At 37.7% G+C, this 25,352-nt stretch carries 30 protein-coding genes, 1 tRNA gene and 1 other annotated feature; of the genes, 8 read left to right on the top strand and 23 right to left on the bottom strand.

Going from position 1 to position 25,352, the window contains the following annotated elements; genetic code table 11:
* Window positions 1-5 precede the first annotated feature (5 nt).
* From rsmB to FHQ08_RS05740, 7 genes are all read right to left on the bottom strand, one after another.
* The gene (gene rsmB, locus FHQ08_RS05770) at window positions 6-1,352 is read right to left on the bottom strand and encodes a 16S rRNA (cytosine(967)-C(5))-methyltransferase RsmB (protein WP_330166077.1); all 1,347 of its coding nucleotides are present in this window, start codon (window positions 1,350-1,352) and stop codon (window positions 6-8) included.
* Entirely contained in the window at window positions 1,348-2,310 is a 963-nt protein-coding gene (gene fmt / locus FHQ08_RS05765) for a methionyl-tRNA formyltransferase (RefSeq protein ID WP_230913447.1), read from the bottom strand. The genes rsmB and fmt overlap by 5 nt, the downstream gene beginning before the upstream one ends.
* Before the next feature lie 15 nt (window positions 2,311-2,325).
* A complete protein-coding gene (priA, locus tag FHQ08_RS05760; RefSeq protein WP_230913446.1) occupies window positions 2,326-4,740 on the bottom strand; it encodes a primosomal protein N' in 2,415 nt (804 codons plus the stop codon).
* A 9-nt stretch (window positions 4,741-4,749) separates the two neighbouring features.
* Entirely contained in the window at window positions 4,750-5,958 is a 1,209-nt protein-coding gene (coaBC, locus tag FHQ08_RS05755) for a bifunctional phosphopantothenoylcysteine decarboxylase/phosphopantothenate--cysteine ligase CoaBC (protein ID WP_230913445.1), read from the bottom strand.
* Window positions 5,959-6,024: 66 nt separating this feature from the next.
* A complete protein-coding gene (gene rpoZ / locus FHQ08_RS05750) occupies window positions 6,025-6,276 on the bottom strand; it encodes a DNA-directed RNA polymerase subunit omega (RefSeq protein WP_230913444.1) in 252 nt (83 codons plus the stop codon).
* Window positions 6,273-6,893: a guanylate kinase gene (gene gmk, locus FHQ08_RS05745; protein WP_230913443.1), complete on the bottom strand. Its 621-nt coding sequence runs from the start codon at window positions 6,891-6,893 to the stop codon at window positions 6,273-6,275. The genes rpoZ and gmk overlap by 4 nt, the downstream gene beginning before the upstream one ends.
* Before the next feature lie 84 nt (window positions 6,894-6,977).
* Window positions 6,978-7,193, bottom strand: coding sequence for a YdbC family protein (locus FHQ08_RS05740; RefSeq protein WP_230913442.1), 216 nt, complete (start codon window positions 7,191-7,193; stop codon window positions 6,978-6,980).
* Window positions 7,194-7,403: 210 nt separating this feature from the next.
* On the opposite strand from FHQ08_RS05740, the gene FHQ08_RS05735 reads away from it, so the two are divergent.
* Window positions 7,404-7,646: a Rho-binding antiterminator gene (locus tag FHQ08_RS05735; protein WP_230913441.1), complete on the top strand. Its 243-nt coding sequence runs from the start codon at window positions 7,404-7,406 to the stop codon at window positions 7,644-7,646.
* Window positions 7,647-7,714: 68 nt separating this feature from the next.
* On the opposite strand, the gene recN is transcribed toward FHQ08_RS05735, so the two are convergent.
* The 15 genes from recN to FHQ08_RS05660 form a co-directional block, all read right to left on the bottom strand.
* Window positions 7,715-9,421 carry a DNA repair protein RecN gene (gene recN / locus FHQ08_RS05730; RefSeq protein WP_230913440.1) on the bottom strand — a complete coding sequence of 569 codons (1,707 nt, stop codon included), beginning with the start codon at window positions 9,419-9,421 and terminating at the stop codon, window positions 7,715-7,717.
* Window positions 9,422-9,556: 135 nt separating this feature from the next.
* A complete protein-coding gene (locus FHQ08_RS05725; protein WP_230913439.1) occupies window positions 9,557-10,012 on the bottom strand; it encodes an arginine repressor in 456 nt (151 codons plus the stop codon).
* Window positions 10,013-10,061: 49 nt separating this feature from the next.
* Window positions 10,062-10,898, bottom strand: coding sequence for a TlyA family RNA methyltransferase (locus FHQ08_RS05720; protein WP_230913438.1), 837 nt, complete (start codon window positions 10,896-10,898; stop codon window positions 10,062-10,064).
* Window positions 10,895-11,770: a polyprenyl synthetase family protein gene (locus tag FHQ08_RS05715; RefSeq protein WP_230913437.1), complete on the bottom strand. Its 876-nt coding sequence runs from the start codon at window positions 11,768-11,770 to the stop codon at window positions 10,895-10,897. The genes FHQ08_RS05720 and FHQ08_RS05715 overlap by 4 nt, the downstream gene beginning before the upstream one ends.
* On the bottom strand, window positions 11,767-12,051 hold the full coding sequence (locus FHQ08_RS05710) for an exodeoxyribonuclease VII small subunit (protein WP_230913436.1): 285 nt from the start codon (window positions 12,049-12,051) through the stop codon (window positions 11,767-11,769). The genes FHQ08_RS05715 and FHQ08_RS05710 overlap by 4 nt, the downstream gene beginning before the upstream one ends.
* Complete coding sequence (xseA, locus tag FHQ08_RS05705; protein ID WP_230913435.1) at window positions 12,029-13,405, bottom strand: exodeoxyribonuclease VII large subunit; 1,377 nt, start codon at window positions 13,403-13,405, stop codon at window positions 12,029-12,031. Before xseA ends, FHQ08_RS05710 begins: the two co-directional genes overlap by 23 nt.
* A gap of 1 nt (window position 13,406) precedes the next feature.
* Window positions 13,407-14,255 (bottom strand): bifunctional methylenetetrahydrofolate dehydrogenase/methenyltetrahydrofolate cyclohydrolase FolD, encoded by an 849-nt coding sequence (folD, locus tag FHQ08_RS05700; RefSeq protein WP_230913434.1) that lies wholly within the window; start codon window positions 14,253-14,255, stop codon window positions 13,407-13,409.
* A gap of 83 nt (window positions 14,256-14,338) precedes the next feature.
* Window positions 14,339-14,782 (bottom strand): transcription antitermination factor NusB, encoded by a 444-nt coding sequence (gene nusB / locus FHQ08_RS05695; protein ID WP_230913433.1) that lies wholly within the window; start codon window positions 14,780-14,782, stop codon window positions 14,339-14,341.
* Window positions 14,779-15,228 (bottom strand): Asp23/Gls24 family envelope stress response protein, encoded by a 450-nt coding sequence (locus FHQ08_RS05690; RefSeq protein WP_230913432.1) that lies wholly within the window; start codon window positions 15,226-15,228, stop codon window positions 14,779-14,781. The genes nusB and FHQ08_RS05690 overlap by 4 nt, the downstream gene beginning before the upstream one ends.
* 143 nt (window positions 15,229-15,371) lie before the next feature.
* Window positions 15,372-16,439, bottom strand: coding sequence for a M24 family metallopeptidase (locus FHQ08_RS05685; protein WP_230913431.1), 1,068 nt, complete (start codon window positions 16,437-16,439; stop codon window positions 15,372-15,374).
* 105 nt (window positions 16,440-16,544) lie between these two features.
* The gene (rpmA, locus tag FHQ08_RS05680; protein ID WP_230913430.1) at window positions 16,545-16,841 is read right to left on the bottom strand and encodes a 50S ribosomal protein L27; all 297 of its coding nucleotides are present in this window, start codon (window positions 16,839-16,841) and stop codon (window positions 16,545-16,547) included.
* Between the two features lie 5 nt (window positions 16,842-16,846).
* Window positions 16,847-17,206, bottom strand: a complete 360-nt coding sequence (locus FHQ08_RS05675; RefSeq protein ID WP_230913429.1) for a ribosomal-processing cysteine protease Prp — start codon at window positions 17,204-17,206, stop codon at window positions 16,847-16,849.
* Window positions 17,207-17,231: 25 nt separating this feature from the next.
* Window positions 17,232-17,543 carry a 50S ribosomal protein L21 gene (gene rplU / locus FHQ08_RS05670; protein ID WP_230913428.1) on the bottom strand — a complete coding sequence of 104 codons (312 nt, stop codon included), beginning with the start codon at window positions 17,541-17,543 and terminating at the stop codon, window positions 17,232-17,234.
* Window positions 17,544-17,558: 15 nt separating this feature from the next.
* Window positions 17,559-17,625, bottom strand: a sequence feature (ribosomal protein L21 leader region).
* Between the two features lie 47 nt (window positions 17,626-17,672).
* Window positions 17,673-18,320, bottom strand: a complete 648-nt coding sequence (locus FHQ08_RS05665) for a TetR/AcrR family transcriptional regulator (protein ID WP_230913427.1) — start codon at window positions 18,318-18,320, stop codon at window positions 17,673-17,675.
* Between the two features lie 7 nt (window positions 18,321-18,327).
* Window positions 18,328-18,576, bottom strand: a complete 249-nt coding sequence (locus tag FHQ08_RS05660; protein WP_230913426.1) for a hypothetical protein — start codon at window positions 18,574-18,576, stop codon at window positions 18,328-18,330.
* Window positions 18,577-18,685: 109 nt separating this feature from the next.
* Between FHQ08_RS05660 and FHQ08_RS05655 the strand changes: the two genes are divergently transcribed.
* The 6 genes from FHQ08_RS05655 to FHQ08_RS05630 all read left to right on the top strand — a co-directional run bounded on the left by FHQ08_RS05655 (window position 18,686) and on the right by FHQ08_RS05630 (window position 22,459).
* Window positions 18,686-19,303: a DUF5067 domain-containing protein gene (locus FHQ08_RS05655; RefSeq protein ID WP_230913425.1), complete on the top strand. Its 618-nt coding sequence runs from the start codon at window positions 18,686-18,688 to the stop codon at window positions 19,301-19,303.
* Between the two features lie 129 nt (window positions 19,304-19,432).
* Window positions 19,433-19,759 (top strand): DUF4870 domain-containing protein, encoded by a 327-nt coding sequence (locus tag FHQ08_RS05650; protein WP_230913424.1) that lies wholly within the window; start codon window positions 19,433-19,435, stop codon window positions 19,757-19,759.
* A gap of 375 nt (window positions 19,760-20,134) precedes the next feature.
* Window positions 20,135-21,235, top strand: coding sequence for a DUF5067 domain-containing protein (locus tag FHQ08_RS05645; RefSeq protein WP_230913423.1), 1,101 nt, complete (start codon window positions 20,135-20,137; stop codon window positions 21,233-21,235).
* 252 nt (window positions 21,236-21,487) lie between these two features.
* Window positions 21,488-21,793 (top strand): hypothetical protein, encoded by a 306-nt coding sequence (locus FHQ08_RS05640; protein ID WP_230913422.1) that lies wholly within the window; start codon window positions 21,488-21,490, stop codon window positions 21,791-21,793.
* A 64-nt stretch (window positions 21,794-21,857) separates the two neighbouring features.
* Complete coding sequence (locus tag FHQ08_RS05635; RefSeq protein WP_230913421.1) at window positions 21,858-22,088, top strand: hypothetical protein; 231 nt, start codon at window positions 21,858-21,860, stop codon at window positions 22,086-22,088.
* Entirely contained in the window at window positions 22,082-22,459 is a 378-nt protein-coding gene (locus FHQ08_RS05630) for a tyrosine-type recombinase/integrase (RefSeq protein ID WP_230913420.1), read from the top strand. Before FHQ08_RS05635 ends, FHQ08_RS05630 begins: the two co-directional genes overlap by 7 nt.
* Window positions 22,460-22,734: 275 nt before the next feature.
* Here the strand turns inward: FHQ08_RS05630 and FHQ08_RS05625 are convergent.
* Window positions 22,735-22,808, bottom strand: a tRNA-Arg gene (locus tag FHQ08_RS05625).
* Between the two features lie 63 nt (window positions 22,809-22,871).
* Here FHQ08_RS05625 and FHQ08_RS05620 point away from each other — a divergent pair.
* Window positions 22,872-25,289: a Xaa-Pro dipeptidyl-peptidase gene (locus FHQ08_RS05620; RefSeq protein ID WP_230913419.1), complete on the top strand. Its 2,418-nt coding sequence runs from the start codon at window positions 22,872-22,874 to the stop codon at window positions 25,287-25,289.
* The last annotated feature ends 63 nt before the right edge of the window (window positions 25,290-25,352 follow it).

The raw sequence follows: 25,352 nt of genomic DNA, 5'->3' as shown, positions 1-25,352 counted from the left end.
TCACCTCAAGATTTCCGTTTCAATGTAGCAATGAAAAAGCCATCTGAATGATAGTCATCCGGATAAATGTGTAGCGACTTTTCATTCGATTTTGATTTCAGCGCCACTGTTGAATATGTTTTTGTTAACTCAAAATCAGAATGGTGTTTTAAAAAATTTTCAACAACCATTTCATTTTCCTGTTTAATAATGGTACAGGTACTATAAACCATAGTACCACCGCGTTTCAAAGTTTTTGCCACTGAATTGAGAATCTGTAATTGAACCTTTTTTAAATTCACGAAGTCAGTTAATTCTTTACGGTAACGTATCTCTGGTTTGCGTCGCAATAGACCAATACCAGAACAAGGTGCATCTACTAAAATACGATCAAATGTCTCTTCCAAAAATTTGGTGTCAGCTGTTGTCGCATCAAGCAACCGAGTTTTGACAACTGAATTTAAGTGCATTCTTTGAACGTTTTGTTGAATTAATTTTACCTTATGTTCATATAAATCTAAAGCAGTCACTTGACCACCAGCAGAAGCAGAAAGGTTGGCAGCAATCTGCATTGTTTTGCCACCGGGTGCAGCACACGCATCTAATACCTGATCTCCTGGTTGCACTTGCAAAGCTGGCACGACTAACTGAGCGCTTTCGTCCTGAAATGTAAATGCCCCAGTTTTAAATAATTCTGTTTGGGTTAGTTCACTGACACCAGTTGTTGTGATTAAACCTTGAGGCGAGATCACGCTTTCGGTTGTGTGAATATCAACGTCAAGTAATGCTTCTTGCAATTCTTTCCGAGATATTACCACCTCATTAACACGTAAACTAATTTTGGGGACGGTATTAATTGAAGTTAAAATTTGAACAGTTTTTTCTGAGCCCAAATCCTGGTTTAGTTGGTGGATCAAAGATACGGGTATGCTGTATTCAATACTCAAACGCGCCCACTGATCTTGAATATCAGCTAGATCACGCCATCCTTGGCGTTGAACATTACGTAATATGGCATTAACAAGTTTGGCAACCCCTTGATGACCGCGGCGCTTTGCAATTTGAACACTTTCGTAAATAACCGCCCGAATTGGAATACGCGTCAAGTATTTCATTTGATAAACTGCTGTTTCCAATAAAATTTGAACCCAGTCATCCATTTTTTGCGGTTTTTTGATAAAGGGTGCGAGTTGAAAATCCAATAGATATTTTTGCTGTAAGACACCATAGACGATGTTTGTTAGCAAATGTCGATCCTGTGGTTTCAGGGCATGATGTTTGATAGCCTGATCCAACTCAATATTTGAATAAGCTTGCTTTTTTAAAACAGACAATAGTATTTCAATTGCTAGTTTTCTTGCTGACTGGTTAATGGCTTGTCTCCTCCGTTATTAACTGATCTCCTACGGCAATATTTTGACCAGCACCGTTTAAATATGCTGAGATGGGCATCACGTTTTTACCAGCAGGTTGTAGCTGTTCGATTGCCAACCCCATTTTAGAATCACCGGTTGCCAGTACAAGTTGTTTTTTTGTTTTACTTAATACCGATCCGGGGGTTGCTGAATGTGAAACTTCAACAGGTCGTGCAAACCAAATCTTTGTGCGCATACCCTTGAAATAAGTATAAGCAACTGGATCTGAGTTTAAAGCTCGAATTTGGCGATCTAGTTGAATTGCTGATTGTTTAAAATCTAAAATTTCCTGTTCGGGTTTAAGATTGTAAGCAAATGTTGCTTCAGCTTCATTTTGAGGTCGTGCAGTGACTTCGTTAGCTATCACTTTTGGCAAAGTTGCTAACAGCAGATCACGTCCAACAAGACTCATTTTTTTGAAGAGTGAGTCAGAAGTTTCATCTTCAGTAATCGGCACCGCTTGCTGCGCTAAAATATCACCAGCATCCATTTTCTTAGCCATATACATAATTGTAATTCCTGTTGTTGATTCACCGTTCATAATTGCCATTTGAATCGGCGCACCACCACGATACTTAGGCAGCAGCGAGCCGTGAACATTGACTGCAGCAACTTTAGCACTGCGCAACACTGACGTTGGTAAAAACTGACCAAAGGCTGCCGTAATGATCAAATCTGGTTGCACTGATTTTATGAAATCAGCTGTTGAACTGCCACCCAACTTTTCTGGCTGAAATATTTTTAATTGATGTGCTTGAGCAAACACTTTAACGGGGGCCGCCTGCAATTTCTTTTTGCGCCCGACTGGCTTGTCTGGCTGTGTGACAACTGCTTGAATATCATAATTTGCCTCTAACAAACCAGCTAGTACGGTAACTGAAAATTCTGGAGTTCCCATGAAAATAACTGAAGTCATCAAAATCACTACTTTCTAAATGAATTGTAATGGTTCACGATCAATGGCAATTTTTAATAACCGATCATGAGCCTTGGCTGAAAGTTCCAGAATATGATTCAAACCTACAGCTAATTTTGGTTCATTTTTATATTTTATAATTATTTGGTAATAATATTGATTTTTGACGCGGGCAATTGCTTTGGGCGTTGGCCCAAGTATAATTGCTTGTTCGCTAAGATAGGGTTGGATTGCCTTTAAAATACTGTAAGCAGCCTTTGCTGCTTGACTTTCATCGGGATGCGTCGTTTGTAGTAATACCGTGAAATAATACGGAGGATAGCCACCTTCGTGCCGCAAACGCATTTCTTGTCGAAAGAATTGTTCATAATCTTGTTTCTGTGCCAATTTAATTGCATAGTGATCTGGATTATATGACTGTACATAAACCTCACCTTTTTTAGAACCGCGTCCAGCTCGACCAGAAACCTGGGTCAATAACTGAAAAGTCCGCTCACTGGCGCGAAAATCCGGCAACCCTAAGGCCGTATCCGCATTGATGACGCCTACTAATGTGACATTAGGAAAATCCAATCCCTTAGCAATCATCTGCGTTCCAAGTAAGATATCGGCTTCACGTTTCTCGAACTTTTTTAGTAACTGCTCATAAGCACCTTTACGCCTAGTGGTATCAACATCCATTCGAATAATCCGTGCTTCAGGATACATTTGTTTTAATTCTTGAGCTACTTTTTCAGTTCCTGTACCATAATAACGAATTTTTTGACTATGACAGTTGGGGCAAGTTTTTGGTATTTGCTCCTCATGTCCACAATAGTGACATTTCAACGTATGCGAAGACATGTGTAGGGTCAATGAGATATCACAGTTAGGGCATTTAGCGACATAGCCACAATTACGACACATAACAAATGAAGAAAAACCACGACGATTCAGCATCAGAACACTTTGTTCTTTTTTGGCCAAACGCACTGTGATTGCATCAGATAATGCCCGTGAAAAATCTAGTGTTCGATGTTTTTCAATATTTTCACGCATATCTACAATATGCACATGTGGCAGTGGAGCCTGATTCACCCTCTGTGGCAAAAGTAAGAGTTGGTAAACACCCTTTTCAGCTCGGGCACGAGACTCTAATGAAGGCGTCGCACTTCCTAATACCACCGGACAATTGTGCACTTGAGCACGATGCAAAGCAACATCACGCGCATGATAACGAGGCGTATCTTCTTGTTTATAACTGTATTCATGTTCTTCATCCATAATAATTAAGCCAATATTCTTCAAAGGTGCAAAAATTGCTGACCGAGCGCCAACTACCACTCGAGCTTCATTGGCATTGATTCGGCGCCATTCATCATATTTTTCACCATTGGATAAGCCACTATGCAAAACAGCAACTTGATGACCAAATCGTGCATAAACTCGTTGAACCATTTGAGGTGTCAAGGCAATCTCTGGTACTAACATTAAGGCTGTTCTTCCCTTTGCTAATACAGCTTTAATACTCTGAAGATAAACTTCTGTTTTGCCGGATCCAGTCACACCTTCCAACAAAAAAACTTTTTTTGCTTTAGCTGCTGTAGCTTGGTTAATAGCAATAACTGCCTTTTGCTGGTCCGGAAGCAGCGGCTTATCATGTTCATGAACGAATGCTTTATCAGTAGGAATCACTTCACGCTTTACTTCCACGTTTTGTTCTGTAAGAATTGATTTTTCAACTAAACTTCTAATGGCCGAACTAGAAAATTTTTTATTTAAAACTTGTAATAAAATATGTTTTTGTTCTTTTGCTTCTCTCGCTAAATAAGCCAGAACAGCTGCCTGTTTTGGAGCTCTTTTGCGCAGCTTTTGACTCAATTTTTCATATTCCTGACCACTATGGTCCAAGATAATTGCCTTTTGTTTTTTTACTCGTGCTTGGTTCTCAACTGCATATTCAAACTTTACTTTTCCAGCTTGGCGCCAGCGCATTAAATCACTGATCACCTGTGCATCCAGTTGATCAGTGATTTCGATCATTCGTTGGTGCTTAAAGACACTTTTAACTTTTGGATCCTCAGTATCAGTGACTTGAGCATATTTATGGTATTTTCCCCTCATGACACCAGGTAAGATTGTTTGCAAGCTGCTGATTCGAAAAGAAAATGTTTTTTTTGCTAACCAGTCAGATAATTGCAATAATTCTTCATTTAAAACTGGTTCAAGATCAATGACATGTTCAATTTTTTTTAAATTATGAGGCTTTGTTTGTGCCTTTTTTAAGCCAATAACATATCCTTGCAATAACCGATCGCCTTTTCCAAATGGGACTGAAACACGCATGCCAACCGCTAAATTATTAGCATAAACTTCTGGCACAAGATAATCGAAAGGTCGGTTTGTTTGTGCAACTGGTACATCGACAATCACGCTTGCAATAATTATCATGGAAACACCTCAACTAATATGTTGTGCGATTAAATCAATGATTTTTGTAGCCAACTGGCTTTTTGCCGCCACTGGCAGGCGGATAGGTTTACTGGAATGCGTTAACACAGTTACAGCATTAAAATCACTGTTGAAACCCAGCTCCTGTTTGCTGACATCATTCGCAATAATCATATCTGCATGTTTACGTGTTAGTTTTTGATTTGCGTAAGTCTCTAAATCATTAGTTTCAGCTGCAAACCCAACTAAATATTGATGCTGCTTTTCTTCGCCTAAGCTAGCCAAAATATCTGGATTTTTTACAAGTTTTAAATCCGTCAAATCATTAGCTGTGCCTTTTTTTATTTTTTTGGACCATTTTTTTTCAGGTCGGTAGTCAGAAACAGCCGCTGCCATGATTACCACATCGACAGTAGCAAAGATTTTTTTAACTGCCTGTTGCATTTCAAGAGCTGATTGAACATATTGTGCTTTTACCCCATGTGGCACTACACGAGACGCATTGGTACTAATTAAATAGACTTGTGCCCCAGCTAAGGCGGCCGCTTTAGCCAGAGCATAGCCCATTTTACCAGAAGAATCATTAGTAATATAGCGAACAGGATCGATTCGCTCTTTAGTTCCACCAGCTGTGATCAAAATTTTTTTATTTTTAATTTTAGAAGTTGCATGGGCAATGCTTTCTTGAAATTCAAGGTAATCAAAAATTGCTTGAGGTTCTAGCATTCTACCTTGCCCACTGTATCCTTCGGCTAATTGTCCATTATCGGTCGGTAAAATGGCCGTGCCATCTTGTCGCAATAATGTCAAGTTACGTTGTGTGACTGGATTCGTCAGCATCTTCGTGTTCATTGCCGGCACAACATACTTGGATTTATTTATCGCTAGCCAAGTTGTAGTAGCCAAATCATCCGCAATGCCGTTAGCAAGCTTAGCAATAACATTTGCAGTTGCAGGCACAAAAATTGCAATATCCGTCCAATCAGCTAACTCAATATGCACCACTGGCAAATTTTGGGGATCATCAAACATATCTGTATAAGTATGTTCGTGTAACAGAGACTCAAACACAAAGGGAGTCACAAATTTTTGGGCTGCAGAGGTCATGATGACGCGCACTTCAGCACCGGATTTTTGTAATAATCGCACCAGTATTGGTACTTTGTACGCCGCAATACCACCACTAATAAACACAGCCACATGTTTTTGGTTGAACATTTTTCCACCCCAGTTACTTAATATAAAAAAACCCTTCACCACAAAATGGGAAGAGTGAAATTATAATTACTCATTTTTTTCTTCATCGTCAAGCTTCTCGGCTTCTTTTTCCAACATAATAGAACTTGGATCAATTACAACTTTTCCATCTGCAATCTCTTCCAAAGCCTGACCAACAGATTTTGGTGATTCATATGAGCTTAACATTTTCACATCGCCCGCTTCAAGTTCATGGGCACGTTTTGCTGCTAGAACTGCTAGCGAATACCGTGAATCAACCTGGTCTAGTAACTTATCGATTGAAGGATAAGAAATCATTTTTTAACCGCTCCTATCATCTTTTTATAATTATCAATCACCCGAGGGACTCTTAAATGCTCACTCTCGATGATTTTTTCAATTCTTTTAACAGCTAAGTCTACTTTATCATTAACAACCGCATAATCATAGTTTTGCATCATTTTAATTTCTTCGCGTGCTTTATTCAAACGTTTTGCAATTGTGGCTTCATCATCTGTACCGCGTTTAACAATTCGATCGCGAAGGGCCATTAAATCCGGAGGTGTTAAGAAGATAAATACGCCGTCGGGACATTTTTCGCGGACCTGCATAGCCCCATTAACTTCAATTTCCAAAAAAACGTCAACGCCTTGTGCCAAGGTATCGTTAACATATTTTAGTGGTGTCCCATAGTAATTATCAACATATTTAGCAAACTCCAACATACCGTCATTGGCAATTTCAGATTCGAACTCCGCTTTGGTACGAAAAAAATAGTCTACACCATCAACCTCACCAGGACGCATTTTCCTAGTTGTCATTGAAACTGAATATTTAAAATCTTGGGGTTTATCCTTTAACATCGCCTGGCGAACAGTCCCCTTCCCCACGCCCGAGGGACCGGATAAAACAATTAACATGCCGCGATTTGCCATTCGAGTATTGACTCCTTTAAAATAGTTTATTAAAAACTATTTTGCACTTTCTAAGTCAATTTTTCAACAAAAATGAGGAATTGCTCACATGTCATTAAGAATTTCCTTTAATTTGCTTAGTTCTTCATTAGTTAGTGTGAGTCCTTTACCCATTTTCTCATGGTCTTCAGACCAATCGCGTAAATCAAATTTTGGCGGTCGATCATTCCAAGAAACGAGATTGAGCTCCCGCTGCCAACCAGATTTATTTGTTGATAGTACACCAATATTTTCTATTACTTCGTATTTTATAGATGCCAATTGTGTGCCCTCCTTTATAACTTCTTTATAATTTTAAGGAAATATTTAATTGATTTTACGAACACCTGTTCATATAATATATTTATATCAAACGTACGTTCGGAGGAATCCAATTATGGATGCAAAACAATTAATGAATCACCCTTTAAAAAATTTGCCACAACTTTACATACACAATTTGAAAAAATATTGACTTATGACGATTATGTGATGGACTGTGATGTGTCTATGGACAAAATCATGCGTATGCCAATATTTCAACTTAACTATTTTATCGAACAAGCGGAAATGCGTCATTACTATGTGGCCCTCACAACTAGAAATGGCGAGATTTATACAGGTAAAATTCAACTTTTAAGAAACCGGCAAAAAGTCTTAGTACACAAACCTAATAAGAACGTTATTAGATACATCAATTTACATGACATTTACTATGTTAGTCGACAAGATTAATACAGGCATTAGTTTTTCCTCAACTACTTTCTTGATTAATCAAATTAGAAATAGTGAGCGGATTAATATTACGCTTTCATTAGTGCGGCCTTTTGGTCTTCAGCTAATTGTAATAGCTCCTGAGCATGTTCCAATGCAAGCGTTGTAATTTCTGTACCTGTAATCATGCGGGCAATTTCAGAAACACGCTGTTTTTCTGCTAGGTGATTCACTGAAGTTTTCGTACGGTTAGCTGTAATTTTCTTTTGAATCAATAACTGGATATCAGCCATGGCTGCAACTTGTGGCAAATGTGATATACATAGGACTTGAGAGTTTGCAGCAATCACGGCAATTTTATTAGCAATTGCTTGTGCAACACGACCGCTGACACCTGTATCAACTTCGTCAAAAATAATACTGGTGATGCCCTGTGCATGAGAAAATATTGTTTTCAAAGCTAACATAATTCGGGATAGCTCACCCCCGGAGGCAATCTTAGCCAATGGTTTGCTACCCTCCCCAGGATTAGTTTGAATATAGAACTCCACATCATCAATACCATCTTTGAAAAACTTAAGTTGTTGTTCATTTTGTTTAAATCGAACCGAGAATTTTGCTTTATCCATATATAAATCTGATAATTCACTTTGAATTTTTAAGGTCAATGTCTGAGCCGCTTTTTTCCGCCTATTTGAGAGTTCTTGCCCAAGCTGTAATAGTCTTTTTTTAGCACGTTGTACATCCGCTTCCAATGATTCAAAATCAGTATCTGATTGATTCATTTTTTCTAATTCCGCATCAATTTTAGTTTGATATTGTAAAATTGATTCAATTGACTCGCCATATTTGCGTTTTAGTTCATTAATGACTTCTAAACGATTATCAATTTCATCAAGGCGACCCTCATCCCAAGATAAATTATCGATTTGCCGTGACAATTCACTGGACGTATCTTGAAGTTCATAGAAAGCTGAATTTACGGCGTCTGAAATTTTTTGATAAACTGGGTCTAATTCAGCAATATCAGCTAACGCTGTCATTGCTTGGCCAATTTGATCTAAAGCATTGGGTTCGACACCAGTCAAAGTTTGATAAGCTAACCCCAGATTTTCATTAATTTTTTGAAAATTTTCCAAACGCTCTTTTTCTTGACTTAAAGCGTCATCTTCACCTAATTTTAATTGAGCACCATTGATTTCCGTAGACTGATATTGCAACATGTCTAATCTTTGCGCCCACTCTTGTTCATGATTACGGCGCTGTTGTAATGATTGATATAATTTTTTGTATTGTTCAAAAGCTTGCTGGTAAGCTAATCGTGTATCTTGGATTACTGGCTTTGCAAATTGGTCCAATAGTCCCAAATGCTTCTCAGGAAACATCAATTCTTGATGCTCATTTTGCCCATGAATATCAACCAAGTGTTCACCAATAGCCTTCAATATCGTTAAATTCACTAAATGCCCATTGATTCGACAAATACTACGACCATGCTGGTTGATCTCACGCTGCAATAAAATTGTGTCGTTATCTTGATCAATACCATATTGATCTAATAGTGGATTCAAAACTTCAGGTTCATCTAAAATAAATAACCCCTCGAGCGTACACTTATTTGCGCCAGCTCTAATAAAGTCAGTAGAACCTCGGCCCCCGGCCAATAAACCTACGGCATCAATAATGATCGATTTCCCAGCGCCTGTTTCCCCAGTTAATACAGTCATGCCTGGTTGGAACTCAATTGACAGTTTATCTATAATTGCAAAATCATGAATGACCAATTCTTGTAACATAACAGCCACCTTCAGAACGTATGTTTGTGTTTAAAAAGATTGTATCATAATATTTTAAGTCTGCAAACCATTAAATTATAGCTTCAAAATTCAAAACCGTATAAAAAAGCTGGTCAATTTGACCAGCTTTTTAACTTACTTCTTAATCAGAAACTTAAAAATTTCTTCTAGTTGTTTTGCCGCTTCTGAGGAATTACAAATCAATAATATTGAATCATCATCCGTCGATTTTCCAAATACTTCTGAATATCTTTTTTGCATAATCAGAGTTGCCAGTGCGCTGGCACTTCCAGGTACTGTTTCAAGATATAAAAATTCATTGTGCCTGCGAAGTCGATTTAGTGAAGTATTCAGTGCTCTTTGTAACTTCTCGTCCACATTCAAATGTCTCTCTAGAGGTAATGAATATTTCATTCCTCCAAGAGAATCTGGAATTTTTAATAATTGCATATCTTTGATATCTCTGGAAATTGTAGCTTGAGTCACTTGTTGCCCACGCTCTGCAAGCATATTTACAATTTCAATTTGCTGTTCAACTTCATGATTCGTGATAAAGTCTCGAATTAACTTTTGTCGTTCAGCCTTATTCAAAGTCATCACCTACTGTAAAACTTTTCTTTATTATAGCATATACATACATTCACTGAGATGACTTTGGATTTTTATTCAAAATTTCAGCCGTTCTTGATAGCAATGCGGGAATATCTACCGATGCTGCGATTCGACCCTGTCGGTTTTGTACATTACGTAACCAAATCAAGAACTCGATATTGCCGCCACCACCTTTTATCGGTGAAAAATCCAATCCTAGGACGTCATAATTTTGAGTCAGCGCAAAGTTTGTAATCATTTCTAAAACATCCCGATGCACTTTAGGATCACGAACAATACCATGTTTACCCACACGTTCAGGACCAGCCTCAAATTGAGGTTTGATCAAAGCCACTAAGTCATGGTCTGGTTTCAAAATTGTACGTAGGGGTGGTAAGATCAATTTTAGCGAAATAAAAGAAACATCCGTTACTGCAAAATCTGGCAGACCTTCTTTAAAATCATCCGGTTGACTATAACGAAAGTTTACACGTTCCATAACCTTCACTCTTGGATCTTCACGTAATTTCCATGCGAGCTGGTTATAACCGACGTCTAATGCATAAACTAAGCGTGCCCCATTTTGTAAAACAACATCTGTAAAACCGCCAGTTGACGAGCCAATATCCAAAACTAGTTGATTGTGAACGTCAATATTGAAAACTTGAAGTGCCTTTTCAAGCTTTAAGCCACCCCGACTGACATAAGGCAGTTTTCGACCTTTTAACTGTAATGTTTGCTCCGCCGGAATTTTTTCTCCTGGTTTATCTAAACGTTGGTTTTTTTGATCATAAACTTCACCAGCCATAATACCTCTTCTGGCCTGTTCTCTTGAATCATACAACCCTTGTTCATATGCTAAAATATCAACTCGTTGCTTTTTCATTTGATTGCCTCAAGAAATCCCAAAAAACTAGCAATTAGGTCGGTGGGCGCCACCTTAATCTGATCTAACGTCTGTTGAGCGGCGATAATCTGTTGAGATAATTTATTTTTGGCATCAACTAATCCATAAAGACTAACGTAAGTTTGCTTATCTTCGGTGACATCTTGACCACTTTTGGCATCAACAATGTCATCGGCAATTTGAAAAGCTGATCCGAACTGCCAGCCGAATTGATCTAATAATTTATCAACTGGTGCCTCAACTTTTGCGATTATTGCCCCCATAGTAATAGCAGCATTCAACAGTGCACCTGTTTTTTGTCGTTCCATTTTTTGTAAAACCTCAAAGTCAGTTTTTTGAGTGTCTGCTTCTGACAGTGAAATGTCTAAATATTGACCAGCAACCATATTGCTTGGCCCAGCAGCTTGACTTAACCGTTGTGTCAATTGAATTCTGATATCGGCGGGTAAATCTGCTTCAGCCAGCCATTGAAATGCTAATGTCAACAAACCATCACCGGCGAGAATTGCCTGGGCTTCTCCGAATTTCTTATGATTGGCTAATTTTCCTCGCCGATAATCATCATTATCCATTGCTGGTAAATCATCGTGAATCAGCGAGTATGTGTGTACCAATTCTAAAGCAGCTGCTGGTTTTAGTGCCGAACTCAATTTCTGTGGTGCAAATATTTGTACAATTGTCAGTAACAATAATGGTCGAAATCTTTTTCCACCTGTTGCTAAGGTATAACTCATTGCTGCCCGCAGCTTACTATTGCTAACCGATCGTTGCAGTTCTGTTGTTAAAACCTGTTCTAACTTTGGTAAAACATCTGAACTAAACGCTTGATAATTTTGGTAGATCTCCGTCATTCTTTTGAACCCGTTTCATTTTCAGTTTTTGTATCATTCGGCTGCTGACTGTCAACATCGTGATCAGATATTTCAAAGGGAACCTCTTCACCCGCATCATTCATAACTTTTGTTAAGGTGCTTTGAGCTTTATTGAGTGTCACTTCTAATTGTTGGGTCAATTTAATACCGGTCTGAAATTGTTCTAAGGCCTCTTCTAGAGGGACTTGACCTGATTCGAGATTTTTAACAATTGCTTCTAAATCATCTAAATTCTCTTCAAATGTCTTTTTGTTCGCCATGTTCGTGCTCCTTTTTAATATGCGTTACTTTGGCTGAAACGATGCCATCTTTCATATGAACAGCAATTGTTTGATTGATCTGAACATTTTCGGTGGATTGAATTAATGCACCTGATACCGGATCTATAACATAGCTATAACCACGGCCAAGTATTTTTAAAGGGCTTAAATGGTCTAACGATTGTGCTAAATTTTGCATTTGAGTCATCCGTGTCTGCAAATACTGTTGAAAGGCTTGCAATAACCGTTGTTTTTGTTCGAAAATTCGCTGCTGTGCCGTTTCAATCTGGCGATTTGGCCGATAAAGATGTAATCGCCGTGTTAAATCAGCAAAATGCGTCTGTTGTGTTTTCAGCTGTTGTACTAAATTACGAACTAAACCTTGTTTTGCTAAATCTAATCGTTGCAAATAGTTTTCATAAAGTCGCTTTGGATTAGTAAAAACATAACTTTGCTGCAAACGGACTAATTGTGTATGTGATATCTTAATTGCTTGCTGTAGAGCCTGAATCAAGCGCAGCTTTTGTTGCTGCAAACGAATTAATTCATCTTGTAATACTGGCGTCGCCAATTCTGCCGCTGCCGTTGGTGTTGCCGCTCGCACATCAGCAGCCAGGTCACTTAGCGTTGTATCTGTTTCATGACCAACAGATGAAACAACTGGAATTTCACTAGCTGCAATAGCTCGGACAACTGGCTCTTCATTAAAAGGCCAGAGATCCTCAATCGAACCCCCACCTCGACCAATAATAATCGTATCAAAATTACCAATTGCATTCACTTGTCGTAAACGATGAACCAAGCTTTCTTTGGCACCTTCTCCTTGTACGACAGCGGGAAATAGCACCAATTGTGCAATTGGATAGCGCCGGCGAGTCGTGGTGATGATATCTCGAATAACCGCACCGCTCGGACTGGTAATTACTGCAATTCGCTTTGGAAAACGCGGCAGTGGCCGTTTTTCTTGAGAAAATAAACCTTCGTCGGCCAATTTCTTTTTTAACTGTTCATAAGCTAAATATAACTCACCAATGCCATCTGGAATCATTGAGTTGATATAGATTTGATAATTTCCGGTAGGTTCATACACGGATATGCGGCCGGTAACTAGAACTTGCATCCCTACTTCAGGCTCAAATTTTACGTGTTCAAATGCTGATTTAAACATGATGGCATTGATTTTGGCTCCGTCATCTTTGAGGCTAAAATATTGATGATTATGCGGCCGCAGTCGAAAATTTGAGATTTCGCCACGTAAATAAACTTGATCAAGATAAGGATCAAAATCAAATTTCCGTTTAATATATTGAGTTAGTGCAGATACCGTCAAATATTTTGGCATTTCAGCTGTCATCTTATTTTGTTCGCCTACTTGCAATATTAATTGTTTGTTGCATTAACATCGTGATAGTCATTGGTCCAACACCGCCTGGCACGGGCGTAATCATACTAGCCACTGTTTTTGCACTATCAAAATCAACGTCACCAGTTAAATGATTATTGCTGTCACGATTCATACCCACATCGATCACGATTGCCCCGGGTTTAATATCTTCGCCACGAATAAAATGACTGATACCTACGGCAACAATTAAAATATCCGCAGCATGAACCAGTGTCTTTAAATTATCCGTTTGAGAATGAGCAATCGTGACAGTTGCATTGGCATTAAGTAACATTGCTGCCATAGGCCGACCTACGATTGTACTGCGGCCAATAATTAATGCATTTTTCCCTGCAATCTGAACATGATAACGATCCAGCATAGTCATGATACCGTATGGCGTGCTGGGTACAATCTTACCGTCATTATTCCATAAACGACCAACATTAATTGGATGAAAACCATCTACATCTTTCTCAGGCGAAATATGTTCCAAAACCGCCTTAGCATGAATATGTTTTGGCAAAGGCAGCTGTACCAAAATACCATCAATATCAGGATCATGGTTTAGATCATCAATCTGTGCTAATAGCTCAGTTTCAGATATATCCCACGGAAAGGTAATGTCACGAGATTGTATCCCGATTTTTTGACTGCGCCGATGCTTATTGCGAACGTAGATTTGACTTGCTGCATCATTACCAACCATGATGACCGCCAGCCCAGGTACGACACCTCTTTGTTTTAATTGGCCCACTTGCCGTATCATTTCATTATCTAAAGTTTTCGCCAATTCCTTACCGTCAATTATTTCGGTCATTTTTTCACCTGTTTCATAATTAATTGTGAAAGACTATAAAAAAAGACGAGAACAAGCTCATCTTTAAAATTGGAAAGCTTAAACTATTCGTTCTTATCGACTTCTTCATGTACAAATTTTGACAACACACCATTAATGAACGCTCTTGAAGTGTCATCTCCAAATTCTTTTGCCAACTCAATGGCTTCATTGATCGCGACCTTTTTTGGTAACTCAGTTTCAAAAATTATTTCAAACACACCTAGCCTTAAAATAATTAAATCACTACGATTTAATCTCGGTAGTGACCAGCCAGTCTTTAGACTTGCTTGGATCTTAGCATCGATATCACTTTGTTGATTTAAGACACCGTCTACTAAATAAATTAAGTAATCTGGAATAACAATCTCTTCATCTGTTTTAAGACGTTGCGTTAAAGCCCAAACCCTCTCGATTGCATCTTGGGAGTCATCAATATGATTTGAATAAATCATGAATAATGTCTGAAAAGCAATTTTGCGGATATTGTGTCGATTTACTTCGGTCATGAATCTTTCCCATCTTCTGTGTCTTCTATTGTGTCATCAGTAAATAAACTATTTGGATCGATCGTTGGTGCGGCCTTTTCTGGGATGACACCAACAACGTGAATATTAATTTGATCAATCACAAGATCAGTCATATATAAAAGCTGCTCTTTAAGTGTTTTTTGCATGCTCATAGCTACTTTAGGCACCGAAACACCATAACGCAAGTAAGCATAAACATCTACGAATAAATGGCCATCTACCAAACTAACCGAAACACCTTTACCATGGTTGATATGACCGAACCACTCATTAATATTATTTTTTAAAGTTCCCCGCATCTCATAAACACCTTCAATTTGGGAAGCGGCAATACCTAGTAGAACTTCTAAAACTTCAGGCGCAATTTCAATGCGTCCTTTACCGTTATCTAACTCTTGCAAAACGATATTTGTATTTTCAGCCATGATTGCACTCCAATCATCAAAAATTAAAATTCCGTAAGTTACAAAATAAGTATATTTTACGTTCGTTAGCTACTATCTATTGATTATAACGAAAAAAACAGTCTTTGACTATTGAAATACTGAGTTTCTCTAAGAACTTGTTTTTAAATATGTAATAAGTTCTCTTTAGGCGCATGCGTTAAAAGCTGATTACCTTCAGGGGTGATAAACAAATCATCTTCAATTCGAACGCCACCTTTGCCTTCTAAATAGATTCCGGGTTCATCAGTTTCAACATTACCAACCACCTGAGCCTGCGCTTTATATGAACCAAATGCGCCAGGGCCCTCATGAATTTCAAGACCGATACTATGGCCAGTCCCATGGCCAAATTGTGCCCCATAGCCGGCATCATTGATAATATTTCGAGCAGCAGCATCAATCTCTGCACCGGTCACACCAGGTTTGACCATATCAAGAACAGCTTTATTAGCCGTTAAGACAATATTATAAATTTTTTCCAATTCTGGATCAACTGTTCCCAAAGCAACCGTACGAGTAATATCAGAAGTATAGCCTTTATAAAAACAGCCATAATCTAATGTGATCAATTCATTATTAGCAATTTCCTTATCACTAGCAGATCCATGTGGCCAAGCAGAACGATAGCCTGAAGCTACAATTGTTTCAAATGAAACATCGGATGCGCCTTGTGACCGCATATAATAAGCCATTTCATTTGCTACCGCTAATTCTGTTAAACCTGGTTTAATAAACTGAATAATATGATCAAAACAATCATCAGCGATTTGACAAGCTGTTTGAATTAATTCGATTTCTTGAGCATCCTTAACTTCCCGTTGAACTTCGATGAACCCATTTAGTGGTATTAACTCTGTCTCCGGTAAGTTAGCCTTTAGATTTTGAAAATCATGAAATAGCACAAAATTACTTTCGAATGCGAGTGCCCCGTATTTGGGAATCCATTGATTTAAATCGGTAAAGAGCCCCCGTTTCTGCTCGAATATGCTAATTTCATTAGATAATTGACGGTGAGCTTGTGCGATATAACGAGAATCGGTGATCAAAGTGGCCGATTGATCATGTAATAATAAGGCACTGTCTTCACCTGTAAAACCTGTTAAATAATATATATTAACCGGTTTAGTTATCAAAAAATTTGAAATATGATCTGCAGCCATTCGCTGAAATAACTGGTTCAATCTTTGCATACAAATACCCACCTTCATCATTTACTTTTACTCTAGCAGAAATAATACCGATAAAAAAGGCTTGAACACATATCATCTTGTGTCAAGCCTTTGAAATAATCTTAATTATTTTGCTTGTGCTTCAGCAACTGGATAAACTGAAACTTGTTTTTTATCACGACCAAGACGTTCGAATTTAACAACGCCTTCTGCAGTTGCAAATAATGTATCATCGCCACCACGACTAACATTTGCACCTGGATGAATTTTAGTGCCACGTTGACGGAAAATGATTGAACCAGCTGTAACTAATTGGCCATCAGCAGCTTTGGCGCCCAAACGACGACCGGCAGAATCACGACCATTGGCTGTTGAACCGCCACCCTTATGGTGCGCAAAGAATTGTAAGTTCATTTCTAACATAAGTTTCACCCCCGAATTTTTTCTTGTTGTGAATCATTATTTAAGGAAATATAATCGCCATAATTTGTTTCGATGCTTTTAAGCGTACCGTACAAATTCTCTAAGAGAACTTGACTGATCAAACGTTTGTCATTATTAGTATCTAAATTGATATTAACGTCCAGTAAACCACCGTTTTGTTGGTCTGCTGCAATCTTTGGTTTCAGGCCAGCCAGAGTTTGTAAACTATTAACTGTGCCAATTGCTGTTGCAGAAACAGCAGCACAGACAATATCATGACCATAAACTCCAGAATCCGCATGACCTGTAATCCGAAAATGACTGATGTAGCCTTGTTCATCACGATAGAAATTTGCTTGTATCATAAAAACATCTCATTTTCACTAAAAATTAACCGTTGATCTTATCGACGACAACTTTTGTATATGGTTGACGATGACCCTTCTTTTGATGACTGTGTTTTTTAGGTTTGTACTTGAAAGTTACTACTTTCTTTTCCTTACCTTGTTTTTCAACAGTCCCAGTTACAGTAGCGCCTGCAACAGTTGGTGTGCCAATCTTGGCATCACCTTCATTGTTAACAAGTACTACTTGATCAAAAGTTACCTTTTCGCCAGCTTCAGCAGCTAACTTTTCAACATAAATTGCTTGGCCTTCTTCGACCTTATATTGTTTGCCGCCTGTTTGAATAATTGCGTACATGTATGTGTGCACCTCCTATGTTCTTATACTCGCCGCATCAGGCGCTTATGCTTAAACCTTTAGCGTGCGGTTGCAGCTGTGGCGTTCACAAATACAACTCACTTATATTAGCAAATACCCATCATTTAGTCAATCCTTTTCAACAAAGTAATAGAAGTCCTTAATACCTGAACCGTTGTCACTGGTTTGTTGAATAAGGTCAATAAAAATCTGACTCATAAAATTAGCTGAATAAATTTGATGTGTTCTTAACCAATCTTTTAAAAAACCTAACAAAGCGGAATTATAAAAATCAATGATCAATTTTATGGGAATATTCTGGTCAAAAACACCCAAATGCTCGTTGATCTGCATATACTCACGCATATATCCCATTAAACGAGTCTCTAACTCGTCTGCAAAAGACAATTGTCTTTGCTGATTTAATAAAATATTGAATATAGCAGCATGTGAAAAAGTATACTCAAAAACAGCATCAACATCTAATACCGGAAAATTTTGAACCGTTTTTGAGCTTTCAAGATAATGAATTGTGTGGTTAAAAAAGTCATTTAGTATCTGTGTTTGCATTTGTTGCATAAAATCAGCTTTGTCTGAAAAATGTAAGTAAAAAGTACCTCGTGTAATATGGGCAAGATCCGTTAGTTTCTGTACATTTAGTGCATCCAAATCATTTTTTTGCAAAAAAACAACAAATGCTTGTCGTAACTTTTCAAATGTTTTATTGACTCTTGAATCCCGACTGATATGCTTTTTTGATAAATTTCTGTCAGCCATTTTTTATTCATTTATCCTTCTCATCATATATTTCATAGTGGATCAAGTCTGAAAAATCATAAAGATGACCATCGCTATCTTGTATGCTGCCCTTTTTGCTTCTTAAATGTGCTAGCATTTCCTCTTTTTTAGAATCATCATTTTCAGAAACAATCAGCGGCATCTCGACAATTTGTCCATTGGCAAATTCCAAATAAAAATAAATCTTATGTGTGAGCGTTTGTTTGAGTTGTTTTCGTTTAAATTTCTTTCGCATGATCCTCACTCCTATTAACATAAATAATACCAGTTTTTACGGGGTTCTAAAACTGTCCACACTCGAGAAATTCACATGTTATAATTAAAAGTACAAAAGGAGTGCCAACATGTCGCAAATGAGTAGAAGTCGGCGAAAGACACGATATTATCACAAACGTCAATTTTATCGAAAATACTGGTTTTTAGGTTTTATTTTGTTAGCGGTAGTTGGTTCGCTTATTTTTGGAATCATCCGAATAAATCAATCCAAAAGCTCCCAGACAAAATTACAGCAAACTAGCCAACAGCATGTTGCAAAAAAATCAGCCTTATTCTTGCAGCAAGCAAAATTTAAGTCTGATTTATTTAGCGCACGGGGCGTCTCAATCAAACTGACAAATGGTAAAATTATTACAGATGCTAATAATCAACCAGTTTTGATGATTGAATTCAAAATAAAAAATAAGACATCAAGTTATTTTGAACCTGATGAAGTTTGGCGTATGGTCACCCATGTATCTCAGCAAAATCAACTGTTAAAATTGACCCGTGCCATTAATAAAGACACGAGTATCCACGACTACCAATTGCTAGCAAAAGCAAAAAAACAGTTGGCTCCTGGTCGATCTGTGACTGCGGCCATACCCTTTACTTTGAAAAATAAGGCCACCATTCAGATACGCTTTAGGGGACCAAAACACGATCAGCACTACATCGGGCTGAAAAAATACCATATTACTGGTTAAAAAAATCTCTGACTATCGGGTATAGTCAGAGATTTGCCACTTTTGGGAGGAAAGTGACTTAAAAAGTGTATCATGTTGCTATTTGTTTGTACAGCAAACATACCATTAAAATTAAGTGAGGTTTACATTATGAATGGTGATAAAGTTTTAAGTGGTTTATCTTATATTTCAATCTTATTTGCACCGATCCTATTTCCCATAGCTGTTTGGTTACTTTCTTCAAACGTTGCTGTGCAGTCTCATGCAAAGAATGCTTTGATTTTACACATTTTGCCAACGTTTATTACTATTGGACTGATTGTTGTGATCGGTATCAATGGCTTATTGATGCAAGATGCTCAGGCTACTGGAATGGTAGCGATTGTCTTAATAGGCGTTATAGCTATTCTCGATTTCTTTCTATATATCTATAATTTGTATAAAGGTATCAAAATCCTAGTAAGTTCTAATCATTAAGTTAGTTAGTTCTATATAAAGCCTTGTTAGTAACGAGTATTTAGCTCGTACTTAACAAGGCTTTTTAATGTCTACAGCGAATCATAATAACTTGGTTTTTAATCATAATTTTTTCTCTTGACTTTTCCCTTTAAAAATCAAAAATTATCGCGTAACTATTTAATCAAAATGTTTGATGTGCATGCAAGAATTGCTATGTTATACTGCATTTGTTGTGAAGTATTATTTTTAATTGTAATTTGATTCTATCGTGCGTGCTCTTGCATTTTTTGCAGCACAAAGTTGGTCTAAAGCATGCAGTTAAGTACCAATATTTATGTTTCTCGAATTAGATTATGATTGGCAAGATTCATTTAATTTTGGGAGGTATGGGAAATGGATGGTAGAAGCAGAAGCCAACGAAATAATGGGAGTAGAAATCGAAAACGTTCAAAAAATAATCGGCGCCCAAATAATAAAAAACCGAACAAATCACCAAATGGACTAGGACCTACAAAATTAGTATTGGGAATACTATTGATTCTGTTTGCACTATATATTTTCTTTGAATCAATGCTTGCAGGTATTGGTAACGCAATCTCCCAAAATGGACAAGTCAGCGGTTCAGCTGGTATTTTAACTGGTATTTTTTATTTAGCTTCAGGGATTGTATATATTGTGGCACATAAGAACCAAGGACGTGGCGGGGATATCACTGGTTTGGTGTTACTGGGAACATCATTTCTGATAAGCATCCTCACAGCTGGTAGTTTTGCAGATTTAAAATTTTGGGCATGGTTAGGTTTAACCATTGGTTTGCTATTTTATATCTGGCATTCGATAGCTCTCGGCAATAAACCAATATTTAAATCTGCATGGTTATGGACCAGTGTTGGGATATTGGCGCTTGGTCTGATTTTCACTGGTACTAGTAGCGACAGCCAAACTAAAATCCGTGCTCATGTAGATACAAGCACAGCTTTATCTTCCAAAGAGACTAAATCATCCTCAGCTACTCAATCCACCAGTAGCAAACCAGAAAAAGCAACAAATAAAACTTCAGGCGGTTTAGCACATGACCCAAATCATTGGACTTACAAGGATAATGTATTTGATGCTGGCATATTAACTTATAAATTCACTAAATCAGAGGTCATGGATTCTATATCTGAAGGCGAAAAAGTTTTAGTCCTTTATTGTGACATCACAAATAATTCTAAAAAGGAGCAAGATCCATCAAATATTTATATGGTATTAAGTGCCAAACAAAAAACTGACACGTCAAATGTTAGTTTAAGCCCTGGGATGGTTAACACGGATGATACAGGTAAAAATCCTATCCAAACTCAAGAAGACGCAATTCATGAGAAATTATTGCCAGGTAAGACAATTCAAGGTGCGATAACGTATGATTTGAAGAATAACAACCCAGTAACTATTGAGTTTGAAAATTCTGACTCAAATGTTATAGGTACAAAAGTAGTCAATATACAGTAGTAGTTGTATTGACTGATTTTGGCGAAGATTAGAGATGGAAAGTAGAAGCCGCAGCAATAATGAAAACAATATTAGCAAAAGAAAAAAGCCTACTCTATTAGTAAGCTGATTGAAGATAAAACGGTCCAACTGTACGAAGACCAGCGCTTGTCTAACTACTTTGAACCAAGATATAGATATTAATTTTGAAATAAGCCCTTTTCTGGGCTTTTGTTTAACGCTTAAAACGAACATACATTCGGAGGCAAAGAAATGAATACAGCAGAACTTGAACAATACCTTGATGAAAATAGTGATGTAATCAAACAATTTCGAGCTAAGTGTCTTGAATTTCAACAAGAAAAAAATCACGGTCGGCAGTTTGCTAAACGTTGGAACGATGCTAAGGTCAATCGTGCCGTTGATAAGATGGTAGCCCAATTTGTTGGTAGTATCCGTGATAATCTTTCCCACGCGATCAAAGGAAAAAATGATTATAAGAGCTGGCAATTATTTATCGACGAGAATGAAGTCATCGAAGGTTTGGAAGAATCTGTTATGAACTTGGAATTTGAATAAGGAGTGGTAGCTATGGCATCCTATCGTAAAAAAGGTAAGAAATGGGAGTTTCGCATCATTTATTGTGACAAGAACAACAGGCATCGTGAGGTCAGCAACTCTGGCTTTCGTACAAAAATTAGGGGCTAAAAATGCTGCCGAAGAATTGGAACAAAAACTTAAGATGGGCTTTGACCCCTCACTCAATGATATAACCTTTGCTGATTATTTTCTCGAATGGATCAACCGTTACAAAATTGGCAAATATTCACATGACACAGAACAGAGCTATCAAATAGCCGAACGTCTTTGGTAACTGATGAACTTCTTGAACAAATGAAAAAACTAAAACAAGAACAATTAGAGTTTTATGTTAAAATTGGGTATCGAGATCCTCATGATCTCGTATTTAGAAATAATAAGCTTTCAATAAATGACAATGGTTCAACAAATCAGGCCCTCGCCCGATTATGTGCATCGGTCAATGTGCCGCGCATTACAACTCATGGATTGAGACATACCCATGGTAGCATTCTCTTATACCACGGAGTGTCCATATTTAGCGTTTCTAAGCGTTTAGGGCACAAAGACATACAAACCACCATGGATACCTATTTGCACGTCATAGACGAACTGAGGCAGAAAGACGACACCAAAATGTTGTCTGCTCTTGAGCAAATATTTTAGTGGGCAATTATGGGCATACTCAATACCTTATATATCAAAGAGTTTGACCGCATATCTAGTAAAATTTAAATGGGCAATTTAATGGTCGAATGCGGGTTACAGCGATTTATTTTTTAACCTAATTCATGATTGCCCATTGATTTGCCCACCAAATCTGTTAAAACTTGCAAAAATAGCAAAAAAATAAACGAGTTACAAAACGTTGCCAACTTAATAGCTATCACGCTTCATAACTCGTTTAAGAGAATCTTGTAAATGCTTGGAAATACTACAAATGTCACAGGTGAGATTTGAACTCACGACCTACGGTTTAGAAGACCGTTGCTCTATCCAACTGAGCCACTGTGACGCAACGCATATTATTTTACACAATAATATGAATCCTTGTCAATCAAATTTTTGAGGTGATTTTTTGAAGTTAAATCAATTTGCATTTCATCAAGTATCATCAGAGCAATTGTATCAGGATCTTGTCAACATAAAACTATTAGATGAATCTGACAAAACGCTATCTTCACTTAAGCTTTTTCAAAAATTGATAGCTGGTATTTTCCCTGAATATCACAGTCTGTCAAGTTGTTTAGAAGCATTACGTTATATTTCAGTGGATAGCCAACATACATTGGCTGATATTTTTAATACTGAGCCCTTTCACTTAAGCCGGCATCAATTTATCATCATGGTACTCCAGTTATTAAAATTTGAAATAGGAATTGATTTTCAAATGGATAATGCTGAAGTCTTTTATCAGGATTGTGGTTATCCTAAATTATCTTTTGATCAAATCAATGACAGCGAAACTCTTTTACGTGCATTTTATCTTCTATTAAACTTACGTACTAAGAATGGCATGAATTTTTTAGATGATTTGGCAAATCGCGGCTTCTTTAATAGTTTCTTTGACGCCCAAGCACCACATTTTGTGTTCTTTAATAACCGTGTTCAGGCTGTTTTTGATGCTAGTAAGACGATTCGTGAGATTGTATATGTGGAATCTGATTTAGATACTGACCATGATGGTAAACATGACTTATTAGAAGCAACCATTTTTCGACCAGCAGCCACTGATAGGGGTCTAAAAGTACCCACACTTTATACAGCAAATCCTTACTTCAAGGGTACCAATGATATGACCCCCAGCTTACATAATGTTAATCAAAATTTACAGCCGAAGAAAGCTCAAATAATCGATAAAGCTGAAATTCAAGCAACCCACACTTTAGCCTATCAGCCAATTGGAGCTAAAGCATCCGAAGAAAATCACGATACCGAAATTAGCGCCCAAGCAGAAACTGTTTATTCACTAAATGATTATTTTCTCAGTCGTGGCTTTGCTTCGGTTTATGCAGCCGGCATCGGGACACGTCATTCCGACGGCTTAAGAACAACAGGATCACAGGAAGAGACCGCTTCAACGATTGCAATTATCCAATGGCTTCACGGCGATCGAATCGCCTATACTAATCGAACTGATCATATACCGACGACTGCTTGGTGGTGCAATGGCAATGTGGCGATGACTGGAAAATCTTATCTAGGGACTTTAGCCACGGCCGCAGCAACAACTGGTGTCACTGGATTGAAGGCTATTATCTCTGAATCAGCTATTTCCAGCTGGTATGATTACTATCGCGATAACGGTTTAGTTGTTGCGCCAGAAGACTGCCAAGGTGAAGATACAGACGTTTTAGCCATTGATACTTTTTCAAGGCTAAAAGATGATGCCGATTTTCAAAAGATCAAAGCTGTCTATGAACGCCAGCAACAAGCACTGACAGTTGGTCAAGATCGAGACACAGGAAATTATAACACCTTTTGGGACGAACGTAATTATCGTAACGATGTCAAACATATTCAGTGTGCTGTTTTAATCGTGCATGGTTTGAATGATTGGAATGTAAAACTTCGTAATCCCGAAAAGTTATGGCGAGCTTTGCGTGCTGCTAAAATCCCGGCAAAAATTTTTCTTCATCAAGGGCAACATATTTATATGAACAACATTCGCTCAATCGACTTTAACGATATGGTTAATTATTGGTTAGTTGATAAACTTTGTCATGATCAAAAAAATGCTAGTGATGCTGACCTTCCCAAAGTCTTGATTCAAGACAACGTGACACCTGAACAGTGGCATCATTATCAGGATTGGTGTGCGGAGTCTGCGCCAATAAAACAATTCTATTTACAGAAGAATCAGTTAACAACTAAGCCAAAGCCAACTGAAACTCAAAGTTTTATTGACAATGGCACAACTGATTTCTTAAAGCATAATCAAACTGAGCATCAATGGCAAAACGCATTGTTAAGTCAAACCTCTGAATATCAGCACAATCGGTTACTATTTTTAACCGATCCATTGACAAAAGATCTATACATTGATGGTAATCCGATTGTAACATTACAAGTTGCTGTTGATTCGACTTCCGGAAAACTCAGCGTGATGTTGGCAGATTATGGCATAGCAAGGCGCTTACAAGCACAGCCTTCAATCGTTGGTCGTGGCGCTTTACAGTTAGGTTTCAATAATCTTACTGAAGACTTAAAGGAATTTCAATTGGAGACTCACCCTTCTCCATTCAAACTAATCACAAAGGGACATATCAACATGCAAAATCGACGTAATAACTGGTCTAATGATGTCATTCAACCAGGTAACTTTTATACGGTACGTTTTGAATTACAACCCACCCACTATCACCTATTAACTAACCACCAGCTTGGACTGATAGTTTACTCCACTGACATGGGTATGACTTTGCGTGAGTCACGGGTGCAAAGTTATACTTTGGATTTAAATGCTTCTCGATTAGAAATACCCTATAATAAATAGAGCCGCTAGAGTTAAATATTAAATAAAAAAACTGCCCATTTTAGGCAGTTTTTTTATGGATTG

This window comes from Agrilactobacillus fermenti, from assembly GCF_021030645.1.
GTDB lineage: Bacteria > Bacillota > Bacilli > Lactobacillales > Lactobacillaceae > Agrilactobacillus > Agrilactobacillus fermenti.
The sequence above is the reverse complement of the archived record's forward strand: the minus strand, read 5'-3'. Positions and strand labels throughout refer to the sequence as shown.